The following is a 25,630-nucleotide window of genomic DNA, read 5'->3' on the forward strand; positions in this document are numbered from 1 at the left end:
GTCGAGCCCTGAAATCACCGAAACAGGCTGGACGAGTCGATGACTCGTCCAGCCTCTTTTCCGTCTGTTCATGATGCTCGTGAGCGCAAGTGCAATCAGGACCGGTCTTATCCGAAGGCGCTCGGATCCACCGGACGCTCCTTCTTGGGGATGTTCTTCTCGATCACGAGCAGATAAGACTCCGTCACGATGTCCTTGATCAACTGAGCATCGATCTTCTCTCCGGTGTGGAGGGTGATCCAGTGCCGCTTGTTCATGTGGTAACCCTTGGTGATCTCCGGATAGGCCTCTCGGAGCGCAGTTCCGTCATCGGGATCGGCTTTGACGATCACGAGCGGTTCCCCATCGAGGACAGTCTGGAGCATGAACACCTTCCCTCTCACCTTGTAGACGTCCCATTCGGGACCGAAGGGATGCTCGAGTGACGCCCCGGGAAGCTCCTCGGCTCGGTCCGCGGCATGTTGCTGGATGGCGGTGCCGTCCATGTCACTACCTCCTGAGTTCGAATTCAATGGAGTCGTCCACACTACGTGTCATCGTCCTCTGATCAGAGGTCAATGTGCTTTCCGTGGTGCTGACGAGGACATCTGGAACTGCGGGCGACTGCCGGATACTTTGAATCGCGCGGATTCGGCCGGGCAGCCAGCGCTCAGTGTAATCGGACTCGAAGGCAAACCAATCGTAGCCATGCGGCGCGCCCGGAAGCAGGTGAAATTCGACATCCACTCCGCCCTGAACAAGGGAATGGGCATAACGTAGGCATTCATCGCGGAAGATGTCGAGGCTGCCGACTTCGATGTAGGTCGGCGCAAGCCCTCCGAAGTCGATATTATCTGCAGGGCTCACCAACGGGGTCAGATCTTCCTCGCCGATACGCGCTCGCCAGGCGACCGCATTGTCCGCAGAGGTCCAACTCGCAGCTGGCTCGAGCCCGGGATCAGGGGTCGTGTTCCGGGCATCGAGCATCGGACAGATGAGGATCGTGCTTGTCGGTCTGAAACCACGATCTCGCGCCAGAATCGCGGCACTGGCGGCGACTCCGCCACCCCCTGAATCGCCCATGAAGCCGATGCGAGACGAATCGATGCCGAGTTGAATCGCGTTGCGGATCATCCAGCCATATGCGTCGAGGAAGTCTCTGGCCGGCCTGTCTCCGGTAGCTTCTGGAGCAAGTCGGTAATCCACGGAGAAGAACGGAACTCCGGTCGCAAGCGCATAGAATCTCAGCACCGGATCGTACAGTGCGGTGCTGCCTGCAATCATTCCACCGCCGTGAGCATATAGGACTGCGGCGTCGATATCTGCGCCTTCACTGATCGAACTTCGGGCGTAGCGGTGGACATCGAGCAGATGGCCGTCATCGGTGAGCACCCTGAACGTGCTCTTCACGACTCCGGGGGAACGCGGCACAGATTGGAAATCGTCGATCAGGGCTGCATCGATGGCTGCACGAAGCTCCAGCGGGCCGGATGCAGCGTCTCTGCCTCCCCACCCGTCTTCAATCGTCGCGAAGGCGCGCGCAAGAGTCGGGTCGATGCCAAGAAACATGTGCCTCACTCACCTGAAGCCGGCACTGACAACGCCCGCACTGTTGCGGCGTCATCGATGACTCCGAGGCACTCCCCCGCGGGCGAGGTGACGATCGCCGGCCGACCAGTCTCGATGAGCTTCTTCATCACGTCCGTCAGCAGAGCATCCGCATCGACGGTCGCGGTGTCGGCGCCGATGTCGCCCAGCTCACGCTCCGAGGGGTCCGCTGTCAGCAGATCCTGCGCAGTCACGGTGTACGGCGCCCGCGTATCTGGTCGCGCAATGGCCACTCCCTGTCCGCTCTGGACGAGTTGAGTGAGCACAGCGGACGCCGAGGTGTCGGCCGAGAACTCGGGGGCACTGCGTGCAATGGTCTCTGCCCTCACGACCTTGGCTCGCGGGGCTTCGACAGCGAAACGTCGCACGTAATCGTCTGTCGGTCGCAGGACGATCTCTTCGGGAGTTCCGACCTGCACCAGAACGCCGTCGCGCATGATCGCGATTCTGTCTCCCACCTTGAGCGCCTCTGTCAGGTCGTGGGTGATGAAGATCGAGGTCTGGGAGCCGACCCGGGCCAATCGCATGAGCTCGTCCTGCAGATCCGTACGGATCAGCGGATCAAGTGCACTGAATGGTTCGTCGAGCAAGAGCAGACGTGGATTCTGCACCAACGCGCGCGCCAAGCCCACTCGTTGACGCATTCCACCACTGAGCTCATTCGGATACTTGTTCTCGGTACCCGACAAACCGACGGTTTCGACCATCTGCTGTGCCCGTTCCTCGCGCTCCCGCTGAGCCACACCGGAGACTTCGAGCCCATAGGCGACATTCTGGAGAACCCGTCGGTGCGGGAGCAGCCCGAAGTGCTGGAACACCATCGCCCAGTCATTGCGCCTCTGATCGGCGAGTCGGGCATTCGACAGGGTGAGAACATCGTTGCCGTCGATGTCGACATGTCCGGCCGTCGGTTCGATGAGCCTCGTCAGGCACCGGATCAGCGTCGATTTGCCGCTGCCGGACAGTCCCATCACAACGAACGTCTCGCCGGGGTTGACGTCGAAGGACACACCGCGAACCGCGGTCATGTGTTCGGGAACGGTATCGGAGCCGCCGCGATATTCAGCGAGAGCACGCCGTGGATGCGGTCCGTACACCTTCCACAGGTCGTTCACGTGGATCGAGGATCCACCGCCAGTGGGCAGAGCGGTCTCCGCCACGACCTGAGTTGCGGGGTTATTCGTCATTGACTTACCTCACTGATTGTTCGTTGTTGAATGCTGTGCAGAGGCGACGACCTGGGCACATCCGCTGAAGAGACGATCGAGAGTGACTGCGAGCAGGAACATTGCCAGTCCTGCTTCAATACCCAAACCGAGCAGTGCTCGATTCACCGCGGTGAGGATGTCGGCACCGAGCCCTGGAGCTCCGATCATGGCACTGACTACGGCCATTGCCAGCGCGAGTAGGAGCGCTTGATTGAGACCGACCACAATGGTCGGCAGTCCCATCGGCACCCGGATCTGACGGAGGATCTGTCCAGACGTCGCCCCGGAGATCTGTGCCGCCTCGATCGCTTCACCGTCGACCTCTCGCAGTGCTGTATTCGTGAATCTGATCATCGGCGGAATCGCTGCGATGAAGGTCGCGAGCACGGCGCCGACTTCTCCCACTCCGAGGAGCATGACCGCAGGAATGATGAGCAGATAGATCGGCAGGGTCTGCATGACGTCGAGGATCGGTCGAAGCACGGCAGCCGCCCGATCGTTCAAGGCCATGAGCACACCGAGAGGAAAACCGACGAGGATCACCAACCCGAGCGCGACGGTGACGACTGCCATCGTCTCCACCGCGGGTCCCCACATTCCGAGGCTTCCGATGAGCAGCACTCCAAGTCCGAGCAGCAGGCCCTGAAGCTTTCCGAGTGTGAGGATTCCGATCACTGCGGCAGTCGCGACGACCAATGCCCAGGGAATTCCCGAGTAGATGTCACCGAGGAAGTTGAGTCCATAGAGCTGAATTCCCGTGCTCACTCCGTCGAGGAACGGCCCCCATTCGGTGGTGATCCAAATCACACCTGCTTCCACGGGTTCCCTCAGGCTCAAAGGCGCACCCCACGGAGGATCGGGAAAATACTGCCACGAGCTGCGGATAGTCTGCGAGGCGATGACAACGAGAAGGAACAGCGCGAGATACGCATGCGCACGACCGAATGGAGGCCGGGCGAACTGTGCCAGCTTCGGCCAAATGCCCCGCGGAACGTCGTCGCCATGGGCACGTTCCCATTTCCGGCCCCGGCTTCTCGACGTGGCACGATCGAGGATGACGGCGAAGAGCACCAGCGCAATTCCGCCCTGCAGGGCGTCTCCGAGTGCCAGACGACTCAGTCCGCTCCAGATGGGTGCGCCGAGCCCTGCCGCTCCGATCATTGCGGCCATCGTCGCCATGCTGATGGAGTACATGATGAGCTGGTTGGTGCCGGCACTGATGCTGGGCGCGGCCATGGGCAGCTTGACATCGAAGAGCAGACGGCGTCGACTCACGCCGAGGGAGACAGCCGACTCCACGGTGTCCGGGGATACGTTGCGCAATCCAACACTGACCATCCTGGCCAGCGGAGGCAATGCCCAGATCACGGTGACGACAAGTGCCGCCGCGTTCCCCAGACCGAAGAGGACGACCACGGGCACCAGGTAGGCGAATGCCGGAAAAGCCTGCATCGCGTCGAGGGCAATGCGAACCACCGCATTGGTCTTCGGACCGATGGAGCCGATGAGACCTACCACGATTCCGAGGATGAAGGCCGCGCCACCCGCAACCAGCATGAACGCAATGGTCTCCACAGTGTATTCCCAGAGGCCGGACAGCACTACCCAGGCAACCAATATCACGGCGAGGCCTGCCAGCTTCACTCCTCGATAGTAGGCGAGGGCGAAGACAACCCCTGCAGCCAGGACCGCCGGCGAAAACGAATTGAGGAAATCGAGCAGAACCCTGAACAACCCCTCGAGGAATCCTGCCAACGGTTCGTACAACCACGGAGAGCTATCGGTGATGTTGGTGAAGCCTGACTCGAAGGCTTCACCGAATGTGAACCGGAGCGCTGAAGGAAATCCCTGAGGCTCCCAAAGCACAGCGGCGATCGCAGCCAGGCTTATGACGATGATCAGGGCATTGGAATTGAGGCGAGTCCGACGTGTACGTGACTTCTCCGGTGATCGCTCACGCTCTGCCTTGGAACGCTCAGTTCGGAGCATGGACCCGGTTGGGTCGCCTCCCGTCGTGGTCGGCGTGATTGTCTGGCTTGAACTTCTCAGTTCACTCATCGGATCACACCCACCCTGTCCAGACATCACGATTGTCGTCCATCCAAAGCTCTACGGCTTCCTGGGGGGAGAGTCCCTCGTCGATCACCAGGGACTGCATGTCCTGCAGCTGTTCATTGTTGAGGTTGTAATTGCGTGCGAGATTCCAGACAGTCGGATGGTCTTCCTCGATCACTGTGGAAGCCAATTGGTAGATGATGGTCTCTGGCCACTGACAGGCATACGTGTCGCCCCAGCACTCTTCGGTATATTCGGGGAATTCGACCCGGGTCAGGTCGTACTTCTGTGTCATGTAGTTGGGTCTCCACATCAGTCCGAGCCACGGCTCACCCTGCTCATAGGCCCGAGTGAGATCGGCATACAGGGCCGCTTCCGATCCGGCGAACACCATCTCGTAGTCGAGACCGAGATTCTCGATGCGCTGCGGGTCACCATAAGCGAATGCCCAGGACTCGGCACCTGACATGTACTGACCTTTGTCGCCCGATTTAGCAGTCGAGAAGACTTCCACGCATTTGTTCAGAGCCTCCCAGTCCGGCAGCTCGGGACATGCCGGTTTGATTCCTCGCGCCGCGTCGCCTTCGATGACATATGTCGGCACATACCAACCTTCCTCGCCGGGGTAGTCGGCCGTACCGAGTTCGACGATCGTGCCTTCCTCCTCGACATACTTGTCCCAGATCTCCGGCATCTGCCATCTCCAGAACACCATCGAGACCACCGGTTGGCCCTTGGCCATGGCAGCCATCGTCTCGGTCGTCGCGCCCTGGAGCACCTCGGCGTCACCACCGAGCTCATTGACCACTTCGGTCATCAGATTGGCCTGGATGTCCTGTTCGAGATCGCCGACTGATGCGAATTGAACGTTGCCTTCACCCTGGAGCGCCTCCGCAATTGCAGGATCGATCTCCTTGGCTGCGGGACCTTTGGCTTCTGCGGGAAGGCAACCCGTCAGCAGTCCCATCGTGCTGAGTCCGGCGATTCCCGCCATCAGCCAGCGGACTCGCCGCGCTTTCCGAGATCTGCTCAGCATCTCTGCCTCCTGGTGATTGATTCATCGTCGTTGAGTGAGTCTCACTGGCCTGTCGTACAGTCAAGTTGCCGACGCGACAACTCACTACTGGGAGGATTCCAGGCGGGAATTCGTCATTCGTGAAAACTCCAACCGACAGGCAGGTCACGTTTCCGGCATAGTGATCAGTGCCGGATCGCGAGCCCCCTTGGTCACTTCCACCCGCCTCAAGGAATGATGCGACGGCAAGTCACGAGAGGACGGTCCGGAATCATGCAGTCAACTCACCTCACCCACTTCGGTGTTCTAGAGGCCGAATCGGATGGGAAGTCGCTGCGCTCACGGCCCTGGCGAGGGGATCCCGATCCGCGCCGGATCATCGACAACGTCGCTAGCAGTCAGCACCATCCGACCAGGATCCTTCGCCCTGCGATACGCCAGGGTTGGTTGGAGCACGGACCAGGTGGAACCGGCCGTGGTGACGAGCCGTTCGTCGAGATCGAATGGGACGAAGCTCTTCACCTCGTCGCCGAGGAGCTGAAGCGGGTTTACGCAGAACGCGGTTCCTCAGGTGTCTACGGGGGATCCTACGGCTGGTCGAGTGCCGGTCGCTTCCACCACGGACAGAGCCAAATACACCGATTCCTCAACTGCCTCGGCGGCTATGTCTCCGCTGTAGGCGACTACAGCTACGGAACCTCCGGGGCGATCCTGCCGCACGTCGTTGGGGCGTCACCGGCGGATGTCATGGTCAACGGCACCACCTGGGAGGTGATCGCCGATCACACCGAGCTTTTCATCTCCTTCGGCGGACTGTCGGAGAAGAACTCAGCCGTGGGCCCGGGAGGGATCGGTCGTCACAGCACACGCGGCAGCGTGAAGACGGCTCGCGAGTCTGGATGCCAGTTCATCGACATCACTCCCATTCGTGATGATGCGTTCGCCATCGCCGATTCCGAATGGATCGCTCCGATCCCCGGATCCGACACGGCACTCATGCTCGCACTCGCGTATGTGCTCGACGCCGAGGATGCCGTCGATTCGGATTTCATCGAGAAGTACACGGTCGGCTACGACCGGTTCCTCCCTTACCTCCGCGGCTCATCGGATGGAATCCCGAAGACACCGGTTTGGGCTGAGCCGATCACGGGAATCGATTCCGAGCTCATCATTGATCTGGCACGTCGCATGGCGCGCAGCCGCACCATGATCAACCTCAGCTGGTCCATGCAGCGGCAGGATCATGGAGAGCAGCCGATTTGGATGGGTGTGACCCTGGCGGCGATGCTCGGACAGATCGGGCTTCCAGGAGGCGGATTCCAGCACGGATACGGGTCTTCCGCCGACGTCGGGCTCGCGAAGAGAGTGTCGAGTCCACCGTCTCTTCCACGGGGAAAGAATCGCGAAACCGCGTTCATCCCCGTCGCCCGGATCTCCGACATGCTGCTCGAACCGGGAAAGGTCATTGACTTCAACGGCCACGAGATCACTCTCCCCGACATCGATCTCGTGTATTGGGTTGGCGGGAACCCATTCCATCACCATCAGGACCTTGCCAGACTCAGGCGCGCGTTCCAGCAGCCCTCGACAGTCATCGTCCATGAGATGTTCTGGACCAGCACCGCCCGGCATGCGGACATCGTCCTGCCTGCAACCATGACCATCGAACGCGACGACTACGGAGCAGGTCGGAACGATCCGCAGTTCTTTCCGATGCCGACCCTGACCGCTCCAGCAGGTGAAGCGAAGGACGATTACGCGATCTTCGCCGAGCTCGAACGGCGACTGACGATGCTCAAGTCGTTCTCCGAGGACAGAACCCCCCAGCAGTGGTTGCGCCACCTGTACGATGAGTGGCAGGAGCGGTTGCGGGCTCGCGGGTCACGAGTCCCCGACTTCGACGAGTTCTGGTCAAGCGAGCACATCGACATTCCCCTCGTCGACGAACGACAGGTGCTCTTCTCCGAGTTTCGAACGGATCCGGAGAAGAATCCCCTCCGCACCCCTTCAGGCCGGATCGAGATCTTCTCCGAGGTGGTCGATTCCTTCGCCTATGACGACTGCCCCGGTCACCCTGTCTGGCTCGAGCCGCGTGAATGGCTGGGCTCCCGGAATTCCCGACACCCGTTGCATCTCATCTCGAATCAGCCGAAGACCCGACTGCACAGTCAACTCGACGTGGGCGACACGAGCAAGACAAGCAAAGTCCACGACCGCGAACCAGCTCGGATGAACCCGGAGGACGCTGCGGCACGAGATCTCAAAGACGGCGATGTGATCCGAATCGTCAACGATCGAGGATCCTGCCTTGCGGGCCTCGTCATCTCGAATGCACTCCGCCCGGGGATCGTACAGCTGGCCACCGGTGCCTGGTACGATCCCGATCCGGACGACCCATCATTCTGCCGTCATGGCAACCCCAATGTGCTCAGCGCCGACCTCCCGTCGTCGCGTCTGTCGCAGGGAACCACGGCCCAGCATGCACTTGTCGACGTGGAGAAATGGAATGGGCCGCTGCCTCCACTGACTGTGGACAAGCCACCCACATTCGTTCCGGGCCGCACGCGTCCTCACCGCTGAGGACCTGTTCCGTTCCCATCGTCTCGATCAGTTGTGCTGCTGCACGAGTCTGGTTCGAAGACCGACCCGGAGATCGTCGTCGAGCCCCGCGGATCTGAGGTGTCCGACGAGTCCGGGGGCGCCTCCAACGAGGTTAAGCATCGCAATCATCGAATCCCTGCATGCGCCCAGCATCGCGTGGTTCGGATCAGCCCTACGCAGTTCGTCCTCCTCCGCCGCAATTGCGGGGTTCGTCAAGCGCAGACGGGCGAAGATGCGTTCTATGTTGGCCGCTGTGGCGCTGTAGTCATCGATGATCGTCTTCTCGTCGGCGCCGACTACTGCCAGCACGGCTGCTGCCAGCACACCGGTCCTGTCCTTGCCTGCCGCACAATGGAAGAGGACCCCGCCTTCGCTCGACACGATCTGCCTGAAGATCAGCACCAGGTTCTCAGCCTGCTGCTCGAGCAGCTGCACGTACCACCGGCCGGCACCTGCAGGTGTCCGGCTGTCCTCGACGATCATCGCGATGGTCCCAGGATCCGCTGCGGTCGGCGTCAGCGGAAAATGCTGGTGCGCCAATCCGAGCTCGTCGGAGAACCCGATACCGATCGCCCGGTGCTCCTGCTCCGAGCGAAGGTCGAGGATCGTCCTCAGCCCCGCCTGCCTAAGCTCGTCGACTTCCCATTTCGGCGAGTGGGAGATGTCGTCTGCCCGCCAGAGCGTCGAGAACCGGATCCGTCCGCCGTCGGCCGGCAGTCCTCCCAGATCTCTGAGGTTGGCGAGGGGACTGCGGAGGAACGCCACCTTCGAATCTTTCGTGTCGGTCATCGTGTGGTCCCTTCATGGTATGGAGGGTTCGGAGGCGATTGCGGCATCGATGGTCAAGCGTGGAGGTCGGGGAGGAGCCAGGTTCGATTCTCTTCGAGCCTGATCGAGACTTCGCACCCGGTGGGAATGAGTCTGTCAACGTCGGGGTCAGCGATCGATACCAGCAGATTCCCCGACTCGGTCTCAATCTCGTACTCCACACTGGAGCCGTAGAACACAGACCCGAGCACGGTGCCGACTCCTGCTCGTCGCGAGTCCGGCGATCCGATGGTGATGCGCACCGACTCCGGTCGCACGAGGAGCTGCACCGGGTCTTCCTTCCGGACGTCCTCGTGCGATGGCACGCGAACCGTCACTCCCAGCACCTGTACTTCCGCGGTTCCATCGTCGTGCATCCGCTGCACTTCCACATCGAGAAAGTTCGCCTTACCGACGAAGTCCGCGACGAACATGGACTCGGGATGTCTATAGACCACGCTCGGCTCCGCCACCTGTTCGATCCTGCCCTTGCTCATCACGACGATGCGGTCGGACATGTTCATCGCCTCGTCCTGGTCGTGCGTGACAAAGATGCTCGTGATCCCGAGTCGCCGCTGGAGTTGTCGAATCTCGAGCCGCATCTGCTCTCTCAGCTTGGCGTCGAGATTCGACAGCGGTTCGTCGAAAAGAAGGATCTTGGGCCTCATGACTAGAGCACGCGCCAAGGCGACGCGCTGCTGCTGGCCACCCGAGAGTTCGCGAGGAGAGCGATCTGCGAGTCCGCTGAGGTTCATGATGGCGAGAATGCTCTCAATGTCATCCGCGATGCGAGCCGCGGGCATCTTCTTGATCTTCAGCCCATAGGCGATATTCTCTCGAACGCTGAGGTGGGGGAACAGAGCGTAGGACTGGAACACCATCGACATAGGACGCATGTTGGGAGGTACGCTTGTCATGTCCAGGCCGTCGACCTCGATACTCCCGCTCGAAATGCTTTCAAACCCGGCGATCATGCGAAGCGTCGTGGTCTTTCCGCATCCGGAGGGCCCAAGGAATGTGATGAACTCACCCGGTTCGATATCGAGGTCGAAATCGGCGACGGCCGCCGGAGTCGACGTCTTGGTTCCGTATCGCTTCGTGACCTTGCGAAGTATGACGCCACCAGTATTCACCGGCTCGACAGCTGAACGTGTTGACTCAAGCATCGAATTGATTGCCACGATGCACTACCTTTCTGAGCAGGAAATTCACGAGAGTGATCAGGAGCAGCACGATGATGACCAGCACCGTGCAGTAGGCGAACGCATTTCCGTAACGTCCGTTGTCCACTTCCGCCAAGATCTGCGAAGTGAGAATCTTGATCTCGGGAGTGGTCAGGAAGATGATCGGCGACAACGAAGTCATCGATCGGGCTGTAGCAAAGGTCAGAGCCGTCGCAAAGGCCGGTCGGATCAGGGGCAGCGTCACTCGGCGGAACGTCGTCGCAGATCCGGCCCCCAGTGAAGTGGATGCTTCATCGATGGACGAGTCGATCTGCGACAAGGCCGCAATCCCCGTTCTCTGACCAGGTGGAAGGGATCTGACGGTGAACACCATCACGATGGCAATCGCACCGCCGAATGCGGCCGCGCCGCCTGCCAGTGGAGGAAGAATCTCGATGCCGAGAACCGTGGTCGGCACGAGGAACGCAATCGCATAACCGATACCCAGGACAGTACCGGGGAAGGCTGTCCCGAGCATGCCAGCGAAATCCAACAGGCCGGCGAAACGTTTGAGCTTACGAGTCACCAACCATCCGATGAGCATTCCCAGAACTCCGGCCACGGGGGCTGCGATGAGGGCCAATGTGATCGTATCGCGCATCGCCTGCGACCCGATGCCGGTCAACACGAACTCGAAGTGGTCGAGCGTGAGTTCATTGTTGACTCCAGGCACCCTCTGGAATCCACCGAGGATGACCGTGAGGTACACCAAAGCGATCACCGCGACGATTCCGGCTGTCAGAATCAGGGAGGGGATGCGCACCGAGGGCGCCGAAATGGCCTGCATTCGCCCGCTGGGCTTTCCGGTCACCGCTGTGACCTTCTTGCGGTTCAGCCAATAGCGCTGGACGAGGAAGACCAGCAGCGCAGGCAGCACCAACATCAACGAATACGCGGCGCCCGCTCCGATGTTGAAGTCTCCGGTCATTGCGAAATATGCCCGAGTCGAGAGCACAGCGTAGTCGCCGCCGAGCACGAGCGGATTCGAGAGGTCGGCGATCCCCTCGACGAACAGAACAAGAAAGGAGGCGGCGAATCCTGGCAGAAGCATCGGAAACGTCACAGTGAGCAGGATTTTCAGCTTCCCTGCGCCGAGCCCACTCGCAGCCTCCTCGAGCGAGGGGTCGAGGTTCTCTAGCATGCCCTTGAAATTCATGTAGGCCACAGGGAAGAAGGAAAGGGTGTAGACGAACACCAGCCCGTGAAGTCCGTAGATATCTCCCTGTATACCGAGCAAGTTCGACGAGATGTAGCCGTTTCTCCCGAACAGCGTGATTGCGGCCGTGGCCACCGCGAAGGGAGGCGAGACGATGGGAATCAGAGCAATGAGGTGCAGTGCTCGTTTCCCCCGAAACTTCACGCGAACCTGAGTGAAAGCGACGATGAATCCGACAGCGGTGCCTGTCACGCCGACGATCGCTCCGAGCATCAGGGAGTTGGCGAGAACCGCACGATGGTTAGGATCGGTGAAGAAACCGAGGAGCACTTCCCTGCCGTCGGGGCCGAGTGCCCTCGTCACCAGTTGGCTCAGGGGCAAGCCGAGCAGAAGCAGCAGGATCAGGACGATGATCCCGACAATCACCTTGGAGGTCACGTCGTCTCTGACACCCCGAGCGCGAGACATTCGCCTCGCTTCCGGACCTCGCCGGAACTGCGCCCTCGATTCAGTCGTGGGGGCTGACATCGGATTCCTTTCCCGATTGGACCAACATGGAATTCATCTCGTTCCGCTCAGTCCTTGGGCTGGGGAGCGACTTCGGATTCGAAGCGATTGATGAGCCTGTCCTTCGCCTGCCCAGAAGCGGTCATATCGTGCGGCAGAACCGTGAGTTCCTTCCGGTTCGCCATGCCATCGACCAATGGCACCTCCGGATTCGTCGGCACCGAGTACGTCGGCGCATTCTCATCGAACTCCTGCCCCTCGACGGTGAGCGCCCAGTCGATGAACGCCTTCGCAGCATCGGGGTTGGGCGCGTCCTTCACCATCGCCACGGTCTGAACGTCCAACAAGGACCCGTCCGACGGAAGTGTCAGTTCAAGGTTCGTGAACCCCTCTTCGATCACCTTTGTGCAGTCGGGCGCTCCCAATACTCCTACTGCGATCTCGCCTCGGCCCGCCATCTGACCGGGGGCTCCTCCGGACTTCGGGTATTGGAGGATGTTGTTGTGCAGGCTCTTGAAGTAGTCGATTGCCTTGTCTTCGTCACCTTTGTTGATCGCCACCAAGTTCCATAGTGCGGCGTATGCGGAGCTCGAAGTCATCGGATGAGCGATGCTGACGTTCTGTCTCAACTTGGGATCCAGGAGATCGTTCCAGGATGTTGGAGCGTCGACACCCAGCTCTTCCAGCACATCGGTGTTCGAACAGAATCCGAGTGTGCCCCAGAGCACACCGCTCCAGATACCATCAGGATGCATGAACTCATCCGGGATCTGATCGGCATTCTCCGAGATGTATGGCTCGATCAGATCGAGTTCGTGCGCAGAGATCACGTTGGCTGCCGGTGCTCCGTACCACGCGTCGAATTCAGGGTTCTTACTCGCTGCGCTCAGCCTGGCCACCGTCTCACCACCACCGAGCTGCACGAAGTTCGCTTGGTTGCCGGTGTCTTCCGTGAATCGCTGTGCGATGCTTCGGCACTGGTCTTCGAACTGTACGCATGCGAAGGTGAGTGATCCGCCGGTAGACTCGGCGTCCGATTCCTCCGGGCTGCAGGCCGCGACCAACAGGGTGATGGCGGCGATGGCGATGGTGCCGAATGACTTCCGAAAATGCATCTCTGAACTCCTTTGTCGTGAGATTGCCCCTAGTGCGAGGTTCAGGAGCAGTGATTCAAAGTTAGAGTGAACATGGGCACAGATCGGTGACACTTCATCTGCCGACAGTGACGGTTATGTCACCATGTCTGGCACTGACTACCACTAGAACTGCCGTTGACTCTTATGACAGGTCGCGCCTGGATTACACGCCGTGTTCTCCCGTGATGCTGTCTGGTTCGGTGAACACGTATCCTCGGCCACGCACACTGTGGATGAGTGCCCCGGCGTCGGGTCGAGCCGCTTCGAGCTTCTTCCGTAGGCGGTAGATCGCGGTTTTGAGCAGGTCTCGATTCCCTCCGCGTTCGATGTCGCCCCAGACCTTCGCGATCAGCTGTCCGAATGTCAGAAGCGTTCCCTGCTGCGATACAAGAACGTGCAGAAGTGCGTACTCGATCGGGGTGAGAACGACTTGGTGAGTTCCCACGAAAACGGCAGACTGTGCAGGATCCAGGCGGAGGTCGCCACTTGACACCTCGGCTCCGAGCTTCGCACGACTTCGCTCCACAAGGCGCTCGGCGCGGAGCGCGAGCTCTCGTGGATGAAAGGGTTTGACTACGTAGTCGTCGGCGCCTGCTTCCAATCCCGCGATTCGGTCGCGGGTTTCTCCTTTGGCGGTGAGCATCAGGATCGGAACGGTAGTCGAATCGCGAATCCGCCGGCAGAACTCCATTCCGGATAAGTCCGGAAGCATGACATCGAGCACGAGGAGCTGTGGGATCTCCTCTCGCAGTGCCGTCCACACAGGTCGAGCAGCTCCGAAGCTCCGACAGCGGAAGCCCTGAGTCTCAAGCGCGAAGGAGACGACGTCGACAATCGCGGACTCGTCATCGACAATCCAGACGAGGGGAAGATCATTCACCGTAGTCGTCCTCCTGTAACGGCAATGTGAACATCACGGTGGTGCCCTTCCGATCGATCGTATCCACGAAGATCCTTCCTCCATGCAGAACGACGATGTGCTTCGAAACGAAGAGGCCCAGCCCGGTGCCCTCTCCACGTCGCGTATTCGTCGAGAAGGGCTCGAACAGATGAAGGCGCTGGTCAGAGGACATCCCTGTTCCTTCGTCGTGCACGGAAATCAGAACATCGGTGTCCCGCTTGAGTAGCCGTACCGTGACGACGGAACTGCCGCAGCTGCGCACTGCGTTCGTCACCAGGTTGACGACCACCTGTTTGATGAGCAGCGGATCCACCGAGACGTACATCGGAGGGTCGAATACCGCTAATCGGACGGTTGCACCGCAGAGCTGGCGCAACTCGGCCACAGTCTCCCTGAGCATCGACCGCAGATTCACCCGCTGCCGGTGCACGTCGAATATTCCGGCTTCGATGCGGGTCTGCACAAGCAGGTTTTCGCTCAGTTCGATGACCTGACCTGTATTGTCGATGATTCGCCTGACGAAACGTCGCTGGTGATCGTTCAGTACTCCGGGTCGTTCTTCAGCGAGCAGTTCCGCGGCGCCTCGTACGACGGCAAGAGGGGTTCTGATCTCATGGCTGAGGATGGCTATTCGATCCGCCCTCTGCTCAGCAGTCTCGGCACTACGCGCCGATAGTGCGGCCAGAGCTCTCTTCCGCTGGTCGACGAGCCACCACGCGAAGCAGGAAAAAGTTGCGGCGCTCACAGCCACTGCGGCGAACACCATCCACAGTGGCACTAACAAGTGTCCATCATTCTTGTCCCGACCCTCGTCCGTATATCGTTTGCAACAATCACACGGTTGATCTACTGGCGCCCGATCCGTGCGTACACCTCTGGCTTGGTTCGTTTGTACGCAGCGGCCATCAGGATCCCTCCGACGAACACGGCGCCGAGGAAGACCATCAAAGCCGTGGAGAGCGTTTGCGACCCACCGGTCAAGGAATTGAAATTCGTGATGGCGAGATAGGCGCAGATTCCGAGACCTATCGCTGCGAGGCCGGGAGCGATCACGCGGGGGAAGAATGAGAATCGGCTGCGCCCATTCTTGTGAAGAAAGGCGAGAATCGCACCGTTGCAGATGAAGAGGATGACAATCAGCACGAGGCTCGTCATACCCAGCATTGCCGCGTAGAAGGAAGTCGGATCCACGTTCGCGAGGATCGCGGGAATGTTCACGGCCAGACAGGCGAGGCTTGCTACTAGCGATGCACGGTATGGAGAACCCTGTTTCGCATGGACCTTGCTCAGTTGCTTCGGAAGGATCCCGTCTGCTCCGAGGTTGAAGAGATAGCGCGAGACGATGTTGTGTCCGGCGAGGATCACGGCGAAGGTGCTGGTGAACACGAGTGCCGATGAGATGTCGAAGAGCAGTTTCCCACCGAACGCCAGGAATGTCGCATGCATCGTTCCTGTGGGGTCTTCCGCCGCCAGGGCAACAGCCTCGTTCAATCCGGCCGCATTGATGAACGCCCATGAAGTGAGCGCGTACATGAGCGTCGCTACGATGACGACCATATACGTCGCAGCCGGCACCGTTCGCTCCGGGTTTCGCACTTCGGAACGAAAAAGCGCCGTGATCTCAAATCCTCCGAACATACCGATTGCGAACAACATTGCCATGGCAACCGATCCGTCGGTCCAAGTGGTCGGCAACAGTGGTTCCGCGGATATTGTTCCGGCGGCGCCGCCCTGCACGAACACCGCGATGTCATAGATCACGATGATGAGCACTTCGAGTCCGAGGAACACGGTGAGAAGCGTCGCTGAGAGTGAGAACTTCAGAAGTCCGAGGACGGCGACGATCAGCCAGAGGATGGTCCCCCAGAGATACCACGGCAGTTCAGGTAGACCTAACGTGTCGTGAAACAGCTGATTAGACACTATCCCGCCGAAGGCGAACGTTCCGGAATATGCGGCGAAGTAGCCGACCAGAGTCAGCAGCCCTGAACCCAGACCGAGCCTCTTTCCCAAGCCAGCCGTAATGTAGGCGTAGAATGCGCCCGGTGACGGTAGGATCTTCGTCATTCGCGTGAATCCGATGGCGAATAGTCCGATGGTGGCACCAGCGGCGATGAAAGCACCTGCCGCACCGATTCCGTTACCGTAACCGACAATGATCGGAATCGCCGCGAACACGATTACGAGCGGTGCATTCCACGCCATCACGGTGAAGAACAGATGGAACAGCCCGAGATTGCCTTTGAGCTCCGGCTGAATGTTAGCAGCCTGCTGTGTTGTAAGGGACATCATGTCGTCCTCTCTGACGAAATGAACTGTGACGTCATGCAAAGGTAGGCGGGAGAGGAGGCCCGCTCCATCGACACTTTTCTCAAGCGCGGCTTCGGTGACTGGCAATCGGCCAATTCCGAGTGGCCTCATCGCACTCGAACCGGAGCACAGACCCGGATAGTTGCACCTGTCAGCTGAATCGCTCGGGCCCTGCTCTGGAATTTACCGAAGGAAGTCGGACACGCACCGATTGAACTTCCGATAGGCGGTCTGACAGAGATCGTGTCCGCCGAACTCCTCCTCGCTGAATCGGATCCAGGTGCAATCCCTGACCGTCTCCTGCACCCATTCATTGCATTCGAGTGTCGTGGCATGAGCCGCGTCGCCCGTCAGGAGGAGCACTGGCTTCTCGATCAGCGGAAACACACCGCGCCAATCGCTCCAAATATGGTTCCGCACGAGTTCGGCGAGGAACTCCCTGTGAGCCTTGTCGACGACTGGTGGTTCGGGAATCATCGAGATCAGCCTTGCAAAGTCATCTGGGATCCGGTCGATGCTCTCGGCTGTGACCTCCAGGTTAGGGACCTCGAAGTACGAAGACAGAATCGGCCAAGCTGTGTAGAAATCCCTGTTGTAGACACGCTTCACATGCCACAGGTCGATGTGCTGGCCGCCATGGCGTCGTCGCTCCTCGGTCGTCTCGTAAGGGTCAGCGATGAGCATCGGCGGTTGATCTACGAAGACGAGCTTCTCGACCTTCGACTGACCAAACAGGTCGATGAAGGCCCAGAGCACGGCAGCCCCCATCGACCAGCCAAGCAGACTGACCTTCGGCGCCCCGATGAAATCGATGAACTCGTTGACGTCGGCCGCCAGACGTTGGACGGTTCGCCCATGGGTCGGTGCGTCAGAGTACCCGTGCCCTCTCTGTTCGAGGATGTACACCGGTCGTTCGGTGGACAGCTCCGGAGCATTCAGCGAATAGGCATCGGCCGGACAGTCGAACGCCGGCACCATGACCAGCGGTATTCCTCCTTCGCCCCTGTGCAGAAAGCGCAGACGTGTGCCATCACCGCACAAGAACCAATCCTCGACGAACCCGTCCAACAAGGGGTTCTCGGGCTTTGTCTCAACAGCATTCATTGGATTCTCCGTTTCTCCCGCCGGCTCACCGAGCCGACGCCTCAGGCGCCGTCAGGAATGACGACGATCTTGCCGATATGTGTCCGCTTCAGCAGAGTCTCCTGCGCTTCACGGAGCTGAGACAGCGGGAAGACCGCCTCGACGAGTGGCTTGATCCGACCATCATCGACAAGACCGACCAGACGTGAAAATGTCTCGGGGGTCGGATTCGTGATTCCGTACAGTTCCAGATCCTTGTAGATGAGCTCACGAAGGTCGATACGACTGATCGGACCGCCGATGGCCCCTGCACTGGCGTACCTGCCTCCACGTCTGAGCATGAGAAGCAGACTCTCGAACATGGTTCCTCCGACGACATCGATGACGACATCGGCACCCCGCTCGCCGATGAGCGAAGCCACGGCAGCCACCAGATCCGAATTCGATCGGGAGACGAAACCGTCGACGCTGAGTTCGCGCAGGCGTGACTCCTTCGATGAGCTCGCGATCGCAATCACTTGAGCGCCCCTGGCCTGAGCTAGCTGGATGGTCGCTGTACCGACGCCCCCAGCCGCGCCGGTGATGACGACTGTCTCCCCCTCAGCGAGGCCTGTCCGCGCGAGCATCTCCTCCGCCGTGTCATAGGAGCAGGGGAACGTGGCGAGTTCCGCATCGCTGAGCTCTGAATTCACCACGTGCGCGTTCGCCGCCGGCACCACGACATACTCCGCGAATCCTCCATCGCGGTCACCTCCGAGGTACTCGACGATCTGTGCCCGAGGCGGGAGGTTCGGGTCCCGGACCGACGGATCGACGACGACCCGGGTTCCGATGAGATTCTCGTCCGCACTGTCGCCGACCGCCACGACCGTACCCGCTACCGAGGCTCCCTGAATCCGGGGGAAGGTCATCGCCGTGCTGTTCCACGTGGCCCCAGCACCGTCGTCACGTCCCGACCGGCCGAGTTCCTCGGAGACGGAATCCTCGACCACTCGGTCGTACCAACCGGTACGGGTGTTGATTTCGGTATTGTTGAGCGCACAGGCTCCTACCTTGACAAGCACTTCGCCGGAACCAGCCCGTGGTGTTGGCACACCCGTGCGATAGACCAATTGGTCGAGCCCACCGTGTCCGTTCAGCTGGACTGCTGCCATTGACGCAGGGGCATCCGCGATTGGGTCCACAGGGATCTCTCCTTCTATTGGCTTGGTGTCGAATCTAGGCGTCGAGCTCGGGCTTGACCATGACATGCTTGAGCTGCGAGTACTCATCCAGGCCCTGCAACGAGAGTTCCCGGCCGTAACCCGACTCTCCATATCCGCCGAAAGGTGCCTCGGCCACATTGGGAGTGTGCTGATTCACCCACACGGTGCCGAAGTGGAGTTCTCTGCTGAAGCGCAGAGTCCGCGCCAGATCTTTCGTCCACAGGCTCGCCGACAGGCCATAGTTGACGTCATTGGCGAACTGCAGCATCTCGTCGTCGTCACGTGCTGATTGGATGCTGACCACCGGGCCGAACGCCTCTTTCTGAACGATCTCATCCGTCTGAGCGACATCGGTGATCACAGTGGGTTCGATGAACCACCCAGGTCGGTCGGCTCGTCGTCCGCCCGATCTGATCGTATTGCCCGCGGCTCGTGCCCGCTCGATGAATCCGAGAACGGATTCGAGCTGCTTCTCGGAGATTACAGGTCCCAGCGTCGTGGCCGGATCGGAAGGATCCCCGAGGACCAGTTTGTCGACCTCTTCGACGTATGCTTCGACGAACTCCTCATACGCGGACTCTTCGACGATGATGCGGCATGCGGCAGTGCAGTCCTGCCCTGCTCCTGAGAATCCGAAGGCCACGAGGTCTCTGGCTGTCTCACGGATGGGACTGTCGGCGAACACCAGCACGGGCGCCTTGCCACCGAGCTCGAGGCCCATCTTCTTCACGGTATGAGCGGCGACTGATGCCACGTACTTACCGGTCTCGGTCGATCCGGTGAACGCGATCTTGCGGATGGCAGGATGCTCAGCCATCGAAGTCCCCGCAGCACCGCTGCCCAAAATCAGATTGATCACGCCTTCTGGCAGGAACCGATTGGCGATTTCGACGAGCTTGATGGTGCTCAGCGGCGTCACCGATGCAGGTTTGAGGAGCATGGTGTTGCCTGCGGCAAGTGCCGGAGCAATTTTCCACGCACCCATGAGCAGAGGATAGTTCCACGGAGTGATCAGCCCGACGACTCCGAGTGGTTCCCGGCGCACCCAGGAGGTGCTTTCATTGTCGTATTCATCGACGGCAGGAACAGCGGAGATGCGAGCGGCACCGGCGAAGAATCGGAGAACGTCTGCAACAGTCGGCACAACGAATTCGCGCACGTCCCCGATCGGAAGACCGACATTCACGCTTTCGATCTGAGTGAGTTCCTCCGCTTCCTGTTCGACCGCATCGGCGATCTTCAGCAGCGCGGCAGCACGCTCGGCGGGCGATGTGCGTCCCCACGTCGTGAAAGCCGCAGAGGCTCGTTGAGCCGCCTCGTCGACGTCGTCAGCAGTCGCTACGGGGAACCGGGCGATCACTTCTCCGGTCGCAGGGTTGAACACCTTGGACGCACTCTCGTCGTTCTCATCGGCGAGGTAGGCATTCGCGAAGGCACAGAGATCCGAGTTGGTGTCAGTCATGTGTCTTTTGCTCCATTTCCATATGTGCGGTCAGTCCGACCGAGGTCTGTTCGGTGGTGCCCGATCGTGGTTCCAAGTCTCCGCATTCTCCAAGGATTGCGGTCTCGTAGATTTTCCGAACCGCAGGTGGAAAATGGGCCAAGTCACAAAATTGATCGATCAGCGGATACAACTCATCGACAGGCCGCCGTCGACCGGCAGGCAGACACCGTTGATATATGACGCCTTGTCCGAGGCCAGGAACACTGCCGCATTCGCGATGTCCTCAGGTGAGCCCATCCGCCCGGTTGGACTCATCTCATGCCGGGCCGCCAGAGCCTGAGCATCCTCGGTGATCTGCTGAGTCACCAGAGGAGTGTTGATGAGCCCGGGCAGAATCGCGTTGGCTCGAATCCCCTGCTTGGCGTAGGCGAGGGCAAGAGATACTGTCAGCTGATTCAACCCCGCCTTGGCTGCGTTATAGGCAGGGTAGACATAGCCGGTATCGCGAATGCTGGCGAGAGAAGAGACGTTGATGATCACGCCTCGCCTGGCCTCCAACATGTGCGGAAGCGTTTCTCTGCATGTCAGGTAAGCACTGGTGAGATTCAGTTCGACGGAGGCTCGCCACGCATCCGGTTCCGTTTCGAGGATGGATCCCAATCGTGGGGACCCCACATTGTTGTGCAGCACGTCCGGTATTCCGAGCTTGTGGACGACCGTAGCGACAGCCCGCGCGACTTCGGAACTTTTCGTCACATCGGCCTCGACACCGAGGCTGCTCACTCCGACGTCGGCGATACGGGCAGCCACCCGCTCGGCTTCGTGACGGTTCACATCGATGGCGGCCACTGATGCTCCTGCGTCAGCGTAGGCGAGGGCAGTTGCTTCGCCATTGCTGAGTCCAACACCGCTGGAGCCGGCGCCAAAGACTAGGACGACTTTACCTTCCAGTTCACACGATTTCATTGGTTCTCCTCTTCCTTGAGCAGTTCCGGGGAGCTCTCCCCGATGGATGTCAGGCATCGAGCAGGCCGACAGCGACGAAGCCCCCGTCGACCGGCAGTGTGTGCCCGTTGATGTACCCGGCTTCGTCGGAGGAAAGGAACGCCACCGCGTGGGCAATGTCTTCCACCGTTCCGTAACGCCGAAGCGGAATATGGCGGCGGTAGGCGTCGCGAGTCGCTTCGGTGTGAACAACAGTCGTGAGCGGAGTCTCGATGGGTCCGGGGGCAACTGCATTGGTAGTGATCCCCAGAGCGCCGAGGTCGGCGGCGAACTGCCTCGTGAGACCGTCGACTCCGGCTTTCGAAGGACCGTAGGCCCCACGACCGACTCCGGCGCGGATTCCGCTGATCGAACTGATGTTGACGATTCTTCCCCAGTGTTCCCGAGCCATCAGTCGTGCAGCGTGCTGACTGCATCGAAATGTTCCGATCAGATTAATCTGGATCGTTGATCCGAACAGGTCATCGTCAAAGTCGAGGAGATCCTTGATCTGAGACACGCCGGCATTATTGACGAGGATGTCGCAGCGGTGGTGCTCCTTGTCGATGCGTTCGAACAGAGATGCAATGGAATCATGAGAGCCGATGTCGACATGTTCAGCCTGTGCACTCAGCCCCTGCTCAATAAGAAAGCCAGCGACTTGGTCAGCCGCATCGACATCTCGATCGGCGACGATCACATGCTCACCTCTACCAGCCAGCACTTCGGCGGCGGCCCTTCCGATACCGGAACCAGCACCGGTGACAACTGCGATTCTGGACGCCATTGACGTTCCTCCCTCAAGTAATCGTGGAACGCCGCACGGGCGATGCCACTCGTTGATCAGCGGACCAAGTCGCCTGCGGCGGCCGGTTCGGATTTCAGCCTTTCAGGACGATGCAAAATTCAACAGAGACAGGGAGCGGAAAAGAGCGTCCGGTCTTCCGACTAAATGTCGGAAGAACGGGTGAGAATGACGATGTGCAATAGGCGCAAACCGACGTGCAGCTCAAGGCGCTTGCGACCGTCGTCGAGGTCGAGTCTGGTCACTTTCCGGATCTGATCCAGCCGGTAGTAGAGCGAGGTCCGGTGGAGGTGGAGTGCGCGTGCCGTCTCGGCGATCGATCCCCCGTGGTCGAGAAACACGCTGAGCGTGTGGATGAGTGTTCCATTACGGTCGCGGCCGTACAGTGCACGGACTGGCCCGGGCACGCTGTCCCAGGTGCGGTCGGCATCGGGGAGACGCAAGAGCAGTGAGTCGATGCCCAGATCCGTCCAGTGTGTAGTCACACCGCCTTCAGAGTCCTGCCGCAACTGGACTGCATGCAACGCGGTCTCGGCACGTCGATTGGCAAGCCACGCTGAATCCAGGCCACCCTCATGGGTGCCGATACCGACGTCGATTCGGCACTGCTGACCCACGGAACGTCTGAGTTCGACAATGACACCATCAGCGATTCGTTGCAGCTCAGTACGCTGGGTCTCGATCGAACTCGGTTGAATTATCACCGCCCGAGAACCTTCGACAAGGTGAAGTGAGCGTCGGTTGCAGGCGCGATCGAGCGCCTCGAGGGCGAAATCCAAAGCCACCTCAAGTGACGTCGGCGCAGAACTGAATCGCGTCAGCTCAATCATGAACACAGCAACGTACGAGGCCCCGACCGCATTAGTTTCATTGCGGTAATGCGTCAGCGCCTCTTGTCGGATGAGTTCGTTCTCGTCGATCAGTGCACGGATCATTTGCTGCTGTTTGAGGTGCTCTGGGTCGGAAGCCAAGCGATCAACATGGAGTTGGGCTGCGGCCTCGTTCCCCACGCGTACGATGAGCTCCCGCTCGTCGGAAGTGAGGGATTGGTCGACATCGATGATCATCATGTGGCCCAGCGTCCATCCGGAAACCAAAAGCGGAACGCAAAAACGCGCTTGCATTCCGAAATCGGCATTCGCCGGCAGAATATGCGGTTCGCGCCATTCATCGATGCCCTGGGCTCGGATCCAACCAGCCAGTTCGGATCCGCCGTCGCCATAGAGCACAGCTTGAATACGGGCCTGGTCTTCGTCCCCATAGTGTGGGCTCGCATAGATCAGACGCACGGCTCGGTCATTGACCACGACTGAACGTTGCAGGTACCTCGACAGATCGTCCACGAGCAGCTGTAGTCCCCTGCCGGCCGTAATCCTCGCCGTCATCGATTGATCCATTCGCTTCCTGCACTGCTTGGACACCCCGAGTATAGGCGAACCGGGTCAGGGGTTCAGCGGCGATGCAGGAGCCCGAAAGTCGACGCCCTGACCATTGAGTGAATGGTGATGCTCGGGACATTGACTCGAATTGGTCCGCTCGCGTGCCCACGGCGAGCTCCGACCTTCAGAACCAGCGATGATCGACCGGGTTGTGGCCAAGGACCTTCCCTATGTCGGAGACATGGCGAACGATCATTCCTGCATCCGAACCCAGCGCAGCGATTGAGTCAGCAGGTTGGGATGTCGACAGTTCGATACCCCAAACCTGCTGTCTCCAATTCGGTTCAGACTCGGTGCCAGTCAGCGACAAAGCTATCGATCGCCCCAGCGATCAGTTCGATGTTCTCCCGACTGTCCCAGTGCGGACTGTGTGAGGCACCGTCGATCGGCAGGAATCGCACCGTTGTGCCGCTGAGACCTGAGCGCAGGACCTCTTGGTCGTCCGCGTCGAAGACATCGTCCTCGGTCCCCCAGATCAACTGGACAGGACACCTGATTTCGCCGAGATGGCTCCGCGTGTCGATGTGGCGCACACCGTTGAGGACTTTGGCCCAGGACTCCACCGGCATCTGGAAGACGTAGGAGCGGATCGCTTCCACGAATGCCGGCTCGTCGAGGTCACATCGAGCCCATGCTTCGAGGAATTCCTCGTCCATTGCCTCGTTCGGATCGATCTCAACCCTGGAGAACGCCTTGACGAGCGCTCCCGAGGCGATGAGCGTCACCGATTTCACCTTCTGTGGTGCGGTGAACGCCACTGTCTGAGACGTGATGCTCCCGAGGCTGTGTCCGACCAGATGCACGGCCGGGAAGCCGAGTTCATCGATCAACCCCTCGATGTCCGCCGCATAATCAGTGTTGAGATAGTAACCCAACGCGGTCTCCGGCACCTCGGTTCCACCATGACCGCGCAACTCGGGGACGATGATTCGATATCCCGCCTCGGCGAGGATCGGCGCCACATATGACCACGACACGCGGCAATCGCCGCCTCCGTGGATGAGTACGATGGGCTCCCCCGATGTGGGACCGAGCTCCTGAATGCAGATCCTGACGCCAGACGAAACCGTGACAATGCGTTCCTTCCATACGACCTCGACCATCTCGTACCACTGCGCTGTTCGATCGGACTGTGCTGTTCGCTGTTCCATCTTTTCTCTACCATTCTTCTTGTTGTTCAGTCCAAGTGGCTCAGAATTCAACGACGATCTTTCCTTGGAGCTCACCTGCGATCATTCGCCGATATCCGTCGACGACTTCGTCGAGCGAAATCCTTGAATCGACCGACGGCCTGATTCCGGTCACGTCGAGCATCCGCAGCATCTGCTCGAACTCCGTGCGTGTGGCCATCACCGAACCAACGATGGAGAGCTGTCGATAGAAGATTCTCTGCAGGTCCGCCGGAGGCATCCCGCCCGTCGTCGCGCCGGCGACGACGATGATTCCGCCATCTCGCACGCACCGCATTGAATGCGACCATGTGGCCTCTCCCACGGTCTCGATTACCAGGTCGACCTTCTCGGGAACATGCCGGCCGGGTTCAAGCGCCTCGTGAGCTCCCATGGACAGCGCGTACTCCCGCTTCTCGACGGTTCGTCCGGTTGCACAGACATGTGCTCCAGCAGCAGCCGCCATACGAATCGCCGCTCCCGCGACGCCTCCGCTCGCGCCCTGGACCAGGACCCGACTGCCGGGCTGCAGGCAACCACGGGTGAAGATCATTCGATAGGCCGTAGCCCAGGCTGCTCCCAATGCAGCGCATTCTGCGAAGTCCAGCTGTTTCGGTTTCGGAACGAGATTGGCCGTCGGAACGAGCACATATTCGGCGAGGACCCCATCCACCCGTTCCGAGAAGATCGACCGTGCGGGATCCAGCGTCTCATCGCCGTACCCCTGAGCAGGATCTCCGAGCACCGGATAGATGATCACCTCACGGCCGTCGTCAGTGACTCCGGCGCCATCGCAGCCGAGAACGATCGGAATCCTCTCCGCAGGATGCCCGACTCCGCGCAAGGTCCACACATCGTGTGGGTTCAAGGTTGCTGCTCTGACCTTGACTCGAGTCCAACCTGGCTCTGGTTCTGGATAGGGAACATCCGCGATTCGCAGTCCCTCGAGAGGTTCATCGGAGTTCTGTGAGACTGCCAGGGCTACCCGCATGTGC

The 25,630-nt window shown here is 59.9% G+C and carries 21 protein-coding genes; 1 reads left to right on the plus strand and 20 read right to left on the minus strand.

All coding sequences use genetic code 11. The features are described 5' to 3' along the window. Positions 1–107: 107 nt before the first annotated feature. From RIT73_RS02520 to RIT73_RS02540, 5 genes are all read right to left on the minus strand, one after another. A complete protein-coding gene (locus tag RIT73_RS02520) occupies positions 108–485 on the minus strand; it encodes an MmcQ/YjbR family DNA-binding protein (protein ID WP_309130474.1) in 378 nt (125 codons plus the stop codon). Positions 486–489: 4 nt separating this feature from the next. Beyond that, positions 490–1,548 (minus strand): alpha/beta hydrolase fold domain-containing protein, encoded by a 1,059-nt coding sequence (locus RIT73_RS02525; protein WP_309130475.1) that lies wholly within the window; start codon positions 1,546–1,548, stop codon positions 490–492. A 5-nt stretch (positions 1,549–1,553) separates the two neighbouring features. Next, on the minus strand, positions 1,554–2,774 hold the full coding sequence (locus RIT73_RS02530; protein WP_309130476.1) for a betaine/proline/choline family ABC transporter ATP-binding protein: 1,221 nt from the start codon (positions 2,772–2,774) through the stop codon (positions 1,554–1,556). 9 nt (positions 2,775–2,783) lie between these two features. Then, complete coding sequence (locus RIT73_RS02535; protein ID WP_309130477.1) at positions 2,784–4,439, minus strand: ABC transporter permease subunit; 1,656 nt, start codon at positions 4,437–4,439, stop codon at positions 2,784–2,786. Positions 4,440–4,857: 418 nt separating this feature from the next. Further along, entirely contained in the window at positions 4,858–5,886 is a 1,029-nt protein-coding gene (locus RIT73_RS02540; protein ID WP_309130478.1) for a glycine betaine ABC transporter substrate-binding protein, read from the minus strand. A gap of 252 nt (positions 5,887–6,138) precedes the next feature. Here RIT73_RS02540 and RIT73_RS02545 point away from each other — a divergent pair, with 252 nt between their 5' ends. Next, the gene (locus tag RIT73_RS02545) at positions 6,139–8,445 is read left to right on the plus strand and encodes a molybdopterin-dependent oxidoreductase (protein WP_309130479.1); all 2,307 of its coding nucleotides are present in this window, start codon (positions 6,139–6,141) and stop codon (positions 8,443–8,445) included. A gap of 27 nt (positions 8,446–8,472) precedes the next feature. Here the strand turns inward: RIT73_RS02545 and RIT73_RS02550 are convergent, their stop codons facing one another. The 15 genes from RIT73_RS02550 to RIT73_RS02620 all read right to left on the minus strand — a co-directional run bounded on the left by RIT73_RS02550 (position 8,473) and on the right by RIT73_RS02620 (position 25,626). Beyond that, complete coding sequence (locus RIT73_RS02550; protein ID WP_309130480.1) at positions 8,473–9,255, minus strand: tyrosine-protein phosphatase; 783 nt, start codon at positions 9,253–9,255, stop codon at positions 8,473–8,475. 53 nt (positions 9,256–9,308) lie between these two features. Continuing rightward, entirely contained in the window at positions 9,309–10,454 is a 1,146-nt protein-coding gene (locus tag RIT73_RS02555; protein WP_309130481.1) for an ABC transporter ATP-binding protein, read from the minus strand. Continuing rightward, a complete protein-coding gene (locus RIT73_RS02560) occupies positions 10,432–12,090 on the minus strand; it encodes an iron ABC transporter permease (RefSeq protein ID WP_309130482.1) in 1,659 nt (552 codons plus the stop codon). The genes RIT73_RS02555 and RIT73_RS02560 overlap by 23 nt, the downstream gene beginning before the upstream one ends. Positions 12,091–12,227: 137 nt before the next feature. Then, complete coding sequence (locus tag RIT73_RS02565) at positions 12,228–13,367, minus strand: ABC transporter substrate-binding protein (protein WP_309130483.1); 1,140 nt, start codon at positions 13,365–13,367, stop codon at positions 12,228–12,230. Between the two features lie 91 nt (positions 13,368–13,458). Continuing rightward, positions 13,459–14,175, minus strand: coding sequence for a response regulator transcription factor (locus tag RIT73_RS02570; protein WP_309130484.1), 717 nt, complete (start codon positions 14,173–14,175; stop codon positions 13,459–13,461). Beyond that, positions 14,168–14,974 (minus strand): HAMP domain-containing sensor histidine kinase, encoded by an 807-nt coding sequence (locus RIT73_RS02575; protein WP_309130485.1) that lies wholly within the window; start codon positions 14,972–14,974, stop codon positions 14,168–14,170. Before RIT73_RS02575 ends, RIT73_RS02570 begins: the two co-directional genes overlap by 8 nt. A 68-nt stretch (positions 14,975–15,042) precedes the next feature. Then, the gene (locus RIT73_RS02580; RefSeq protein ID WP_309130486.1) at positions 15,043–16,593 is read right to left on the minus strand and encodes an APC family permease; all 1,551 of its coding nucleotides are present in this window, start codon (positions 16,591–16,593) and stop codon (positions 15,043–15,045) included. A gap of 96 nt (positions 16,594–16,689) precedes the next feature. Next, a complete protein-coding gene (locus RIT73_RS02585) occupies positions 16,690–17,484 on the minus strand; it encodes an alpha/beta hydrolase (RefSeq protein ID WP_309130487.1) in 795 nt (264 codons plus the stop codon). A gap of 167 nt (positions 17,485–17,651) precedes the next feature. Then, positions 17,652–18,905, minus strand: a complete 1,254-nt coding sequence (locus RIT73_RS02590; protein ID WP_309130488.1) for an alcohol dehydrogenase family protein — start codon at positions 18,903–18,905, stop codon at positions 17,652–17,654. After that, positions 18,808–20,256, minus strand: coding sequence for an aldehyde dehydrogenase family protein (locus tag RIT73_RS02595; RefSeq protein WP_309130489.1), 1,449 nt, complete (start codon positions 20,254–20,256; stop codon positions 18,808–18,810). Before RIT73_RS02595 ends, RIT73_RS02590 begins: the two co-directional genes overlap by 98 nt. A gap of 159 nt (positions 20,257–20,415) precedes the next feature. Next, positions 20,416–21,204, minus strand: a complete 789-nt coding sequence (locus RIT73_RS02600; protein ID WP_309130490.1) for an SDR family NAD(P)-dependent oxidoreductase — start codon at positions 21,202–21,204, stop codon at positions 20,416–20,418. 49 nt (positions 21,205–21,253) lie between these two features. Continuing rightward, positions 21,254–22,009 carry an SDR family NAD(P)-dependent oxidoreductase gene (locus tag RIT73_RS02605; RefSeq protein WP_309130491.1) on the minus strand — a complete coding sequence of 252 codons (756 nt, stop codon included), beginning with the start codon at positions 22,007–22,009 and terminating at the stop codon, positions 21,254–21,256. Between the two features lie 161 nt (positions 22,010–22,170). Continuing rightward, on the minus strand, positions 22,171–23,424 hold the full coding sequence (locus RIT73_RS02610) for a helix-turn-helix domain-containing protein (protein ID WP_309130492.1): 1,254 nt from the start codon (positions 23,422–23,424) through the stop codon (positions 22,171–22,173). Positions 23,425–23,750: 326 nt separating this feature from the next. Next, positions 23,751–24,617 carry an alpha/beta fold hydrolase gene (locus RIT73_RS02615; protein ID WP_309130493.1) on the minus strand — a complete coding sequence of 289 codons (867 nt, stop codon included), beginning with the start codon at positions 24,615–24,617 and terminating at the stop codon, positions 23,751–23,753. Between the two features lie 40 nt (positions 24,618–24,657). After that, positions 24,658–25,626 (minus strand): zinc-binding dehydrogenase, encoded by a 969-nt coding sequence (locus RIT73_RS02620; RefSeq protein ID WP_309130494.1) that lies wholly within the window; start codon positions 25,624–25,626, stop codon positions 24,658–24,660. Positions 25,627–25,630 lie beyond the last annotated feature (4 nt).

It is taken from the genome of Brevibacterium sp., from assembly GCF_031179145.1.
GTDB lineage: Bacteria > Actinomycetota > Actinomycetes > Actinomycetales > Brevibacteriaceae > Brevibacterium.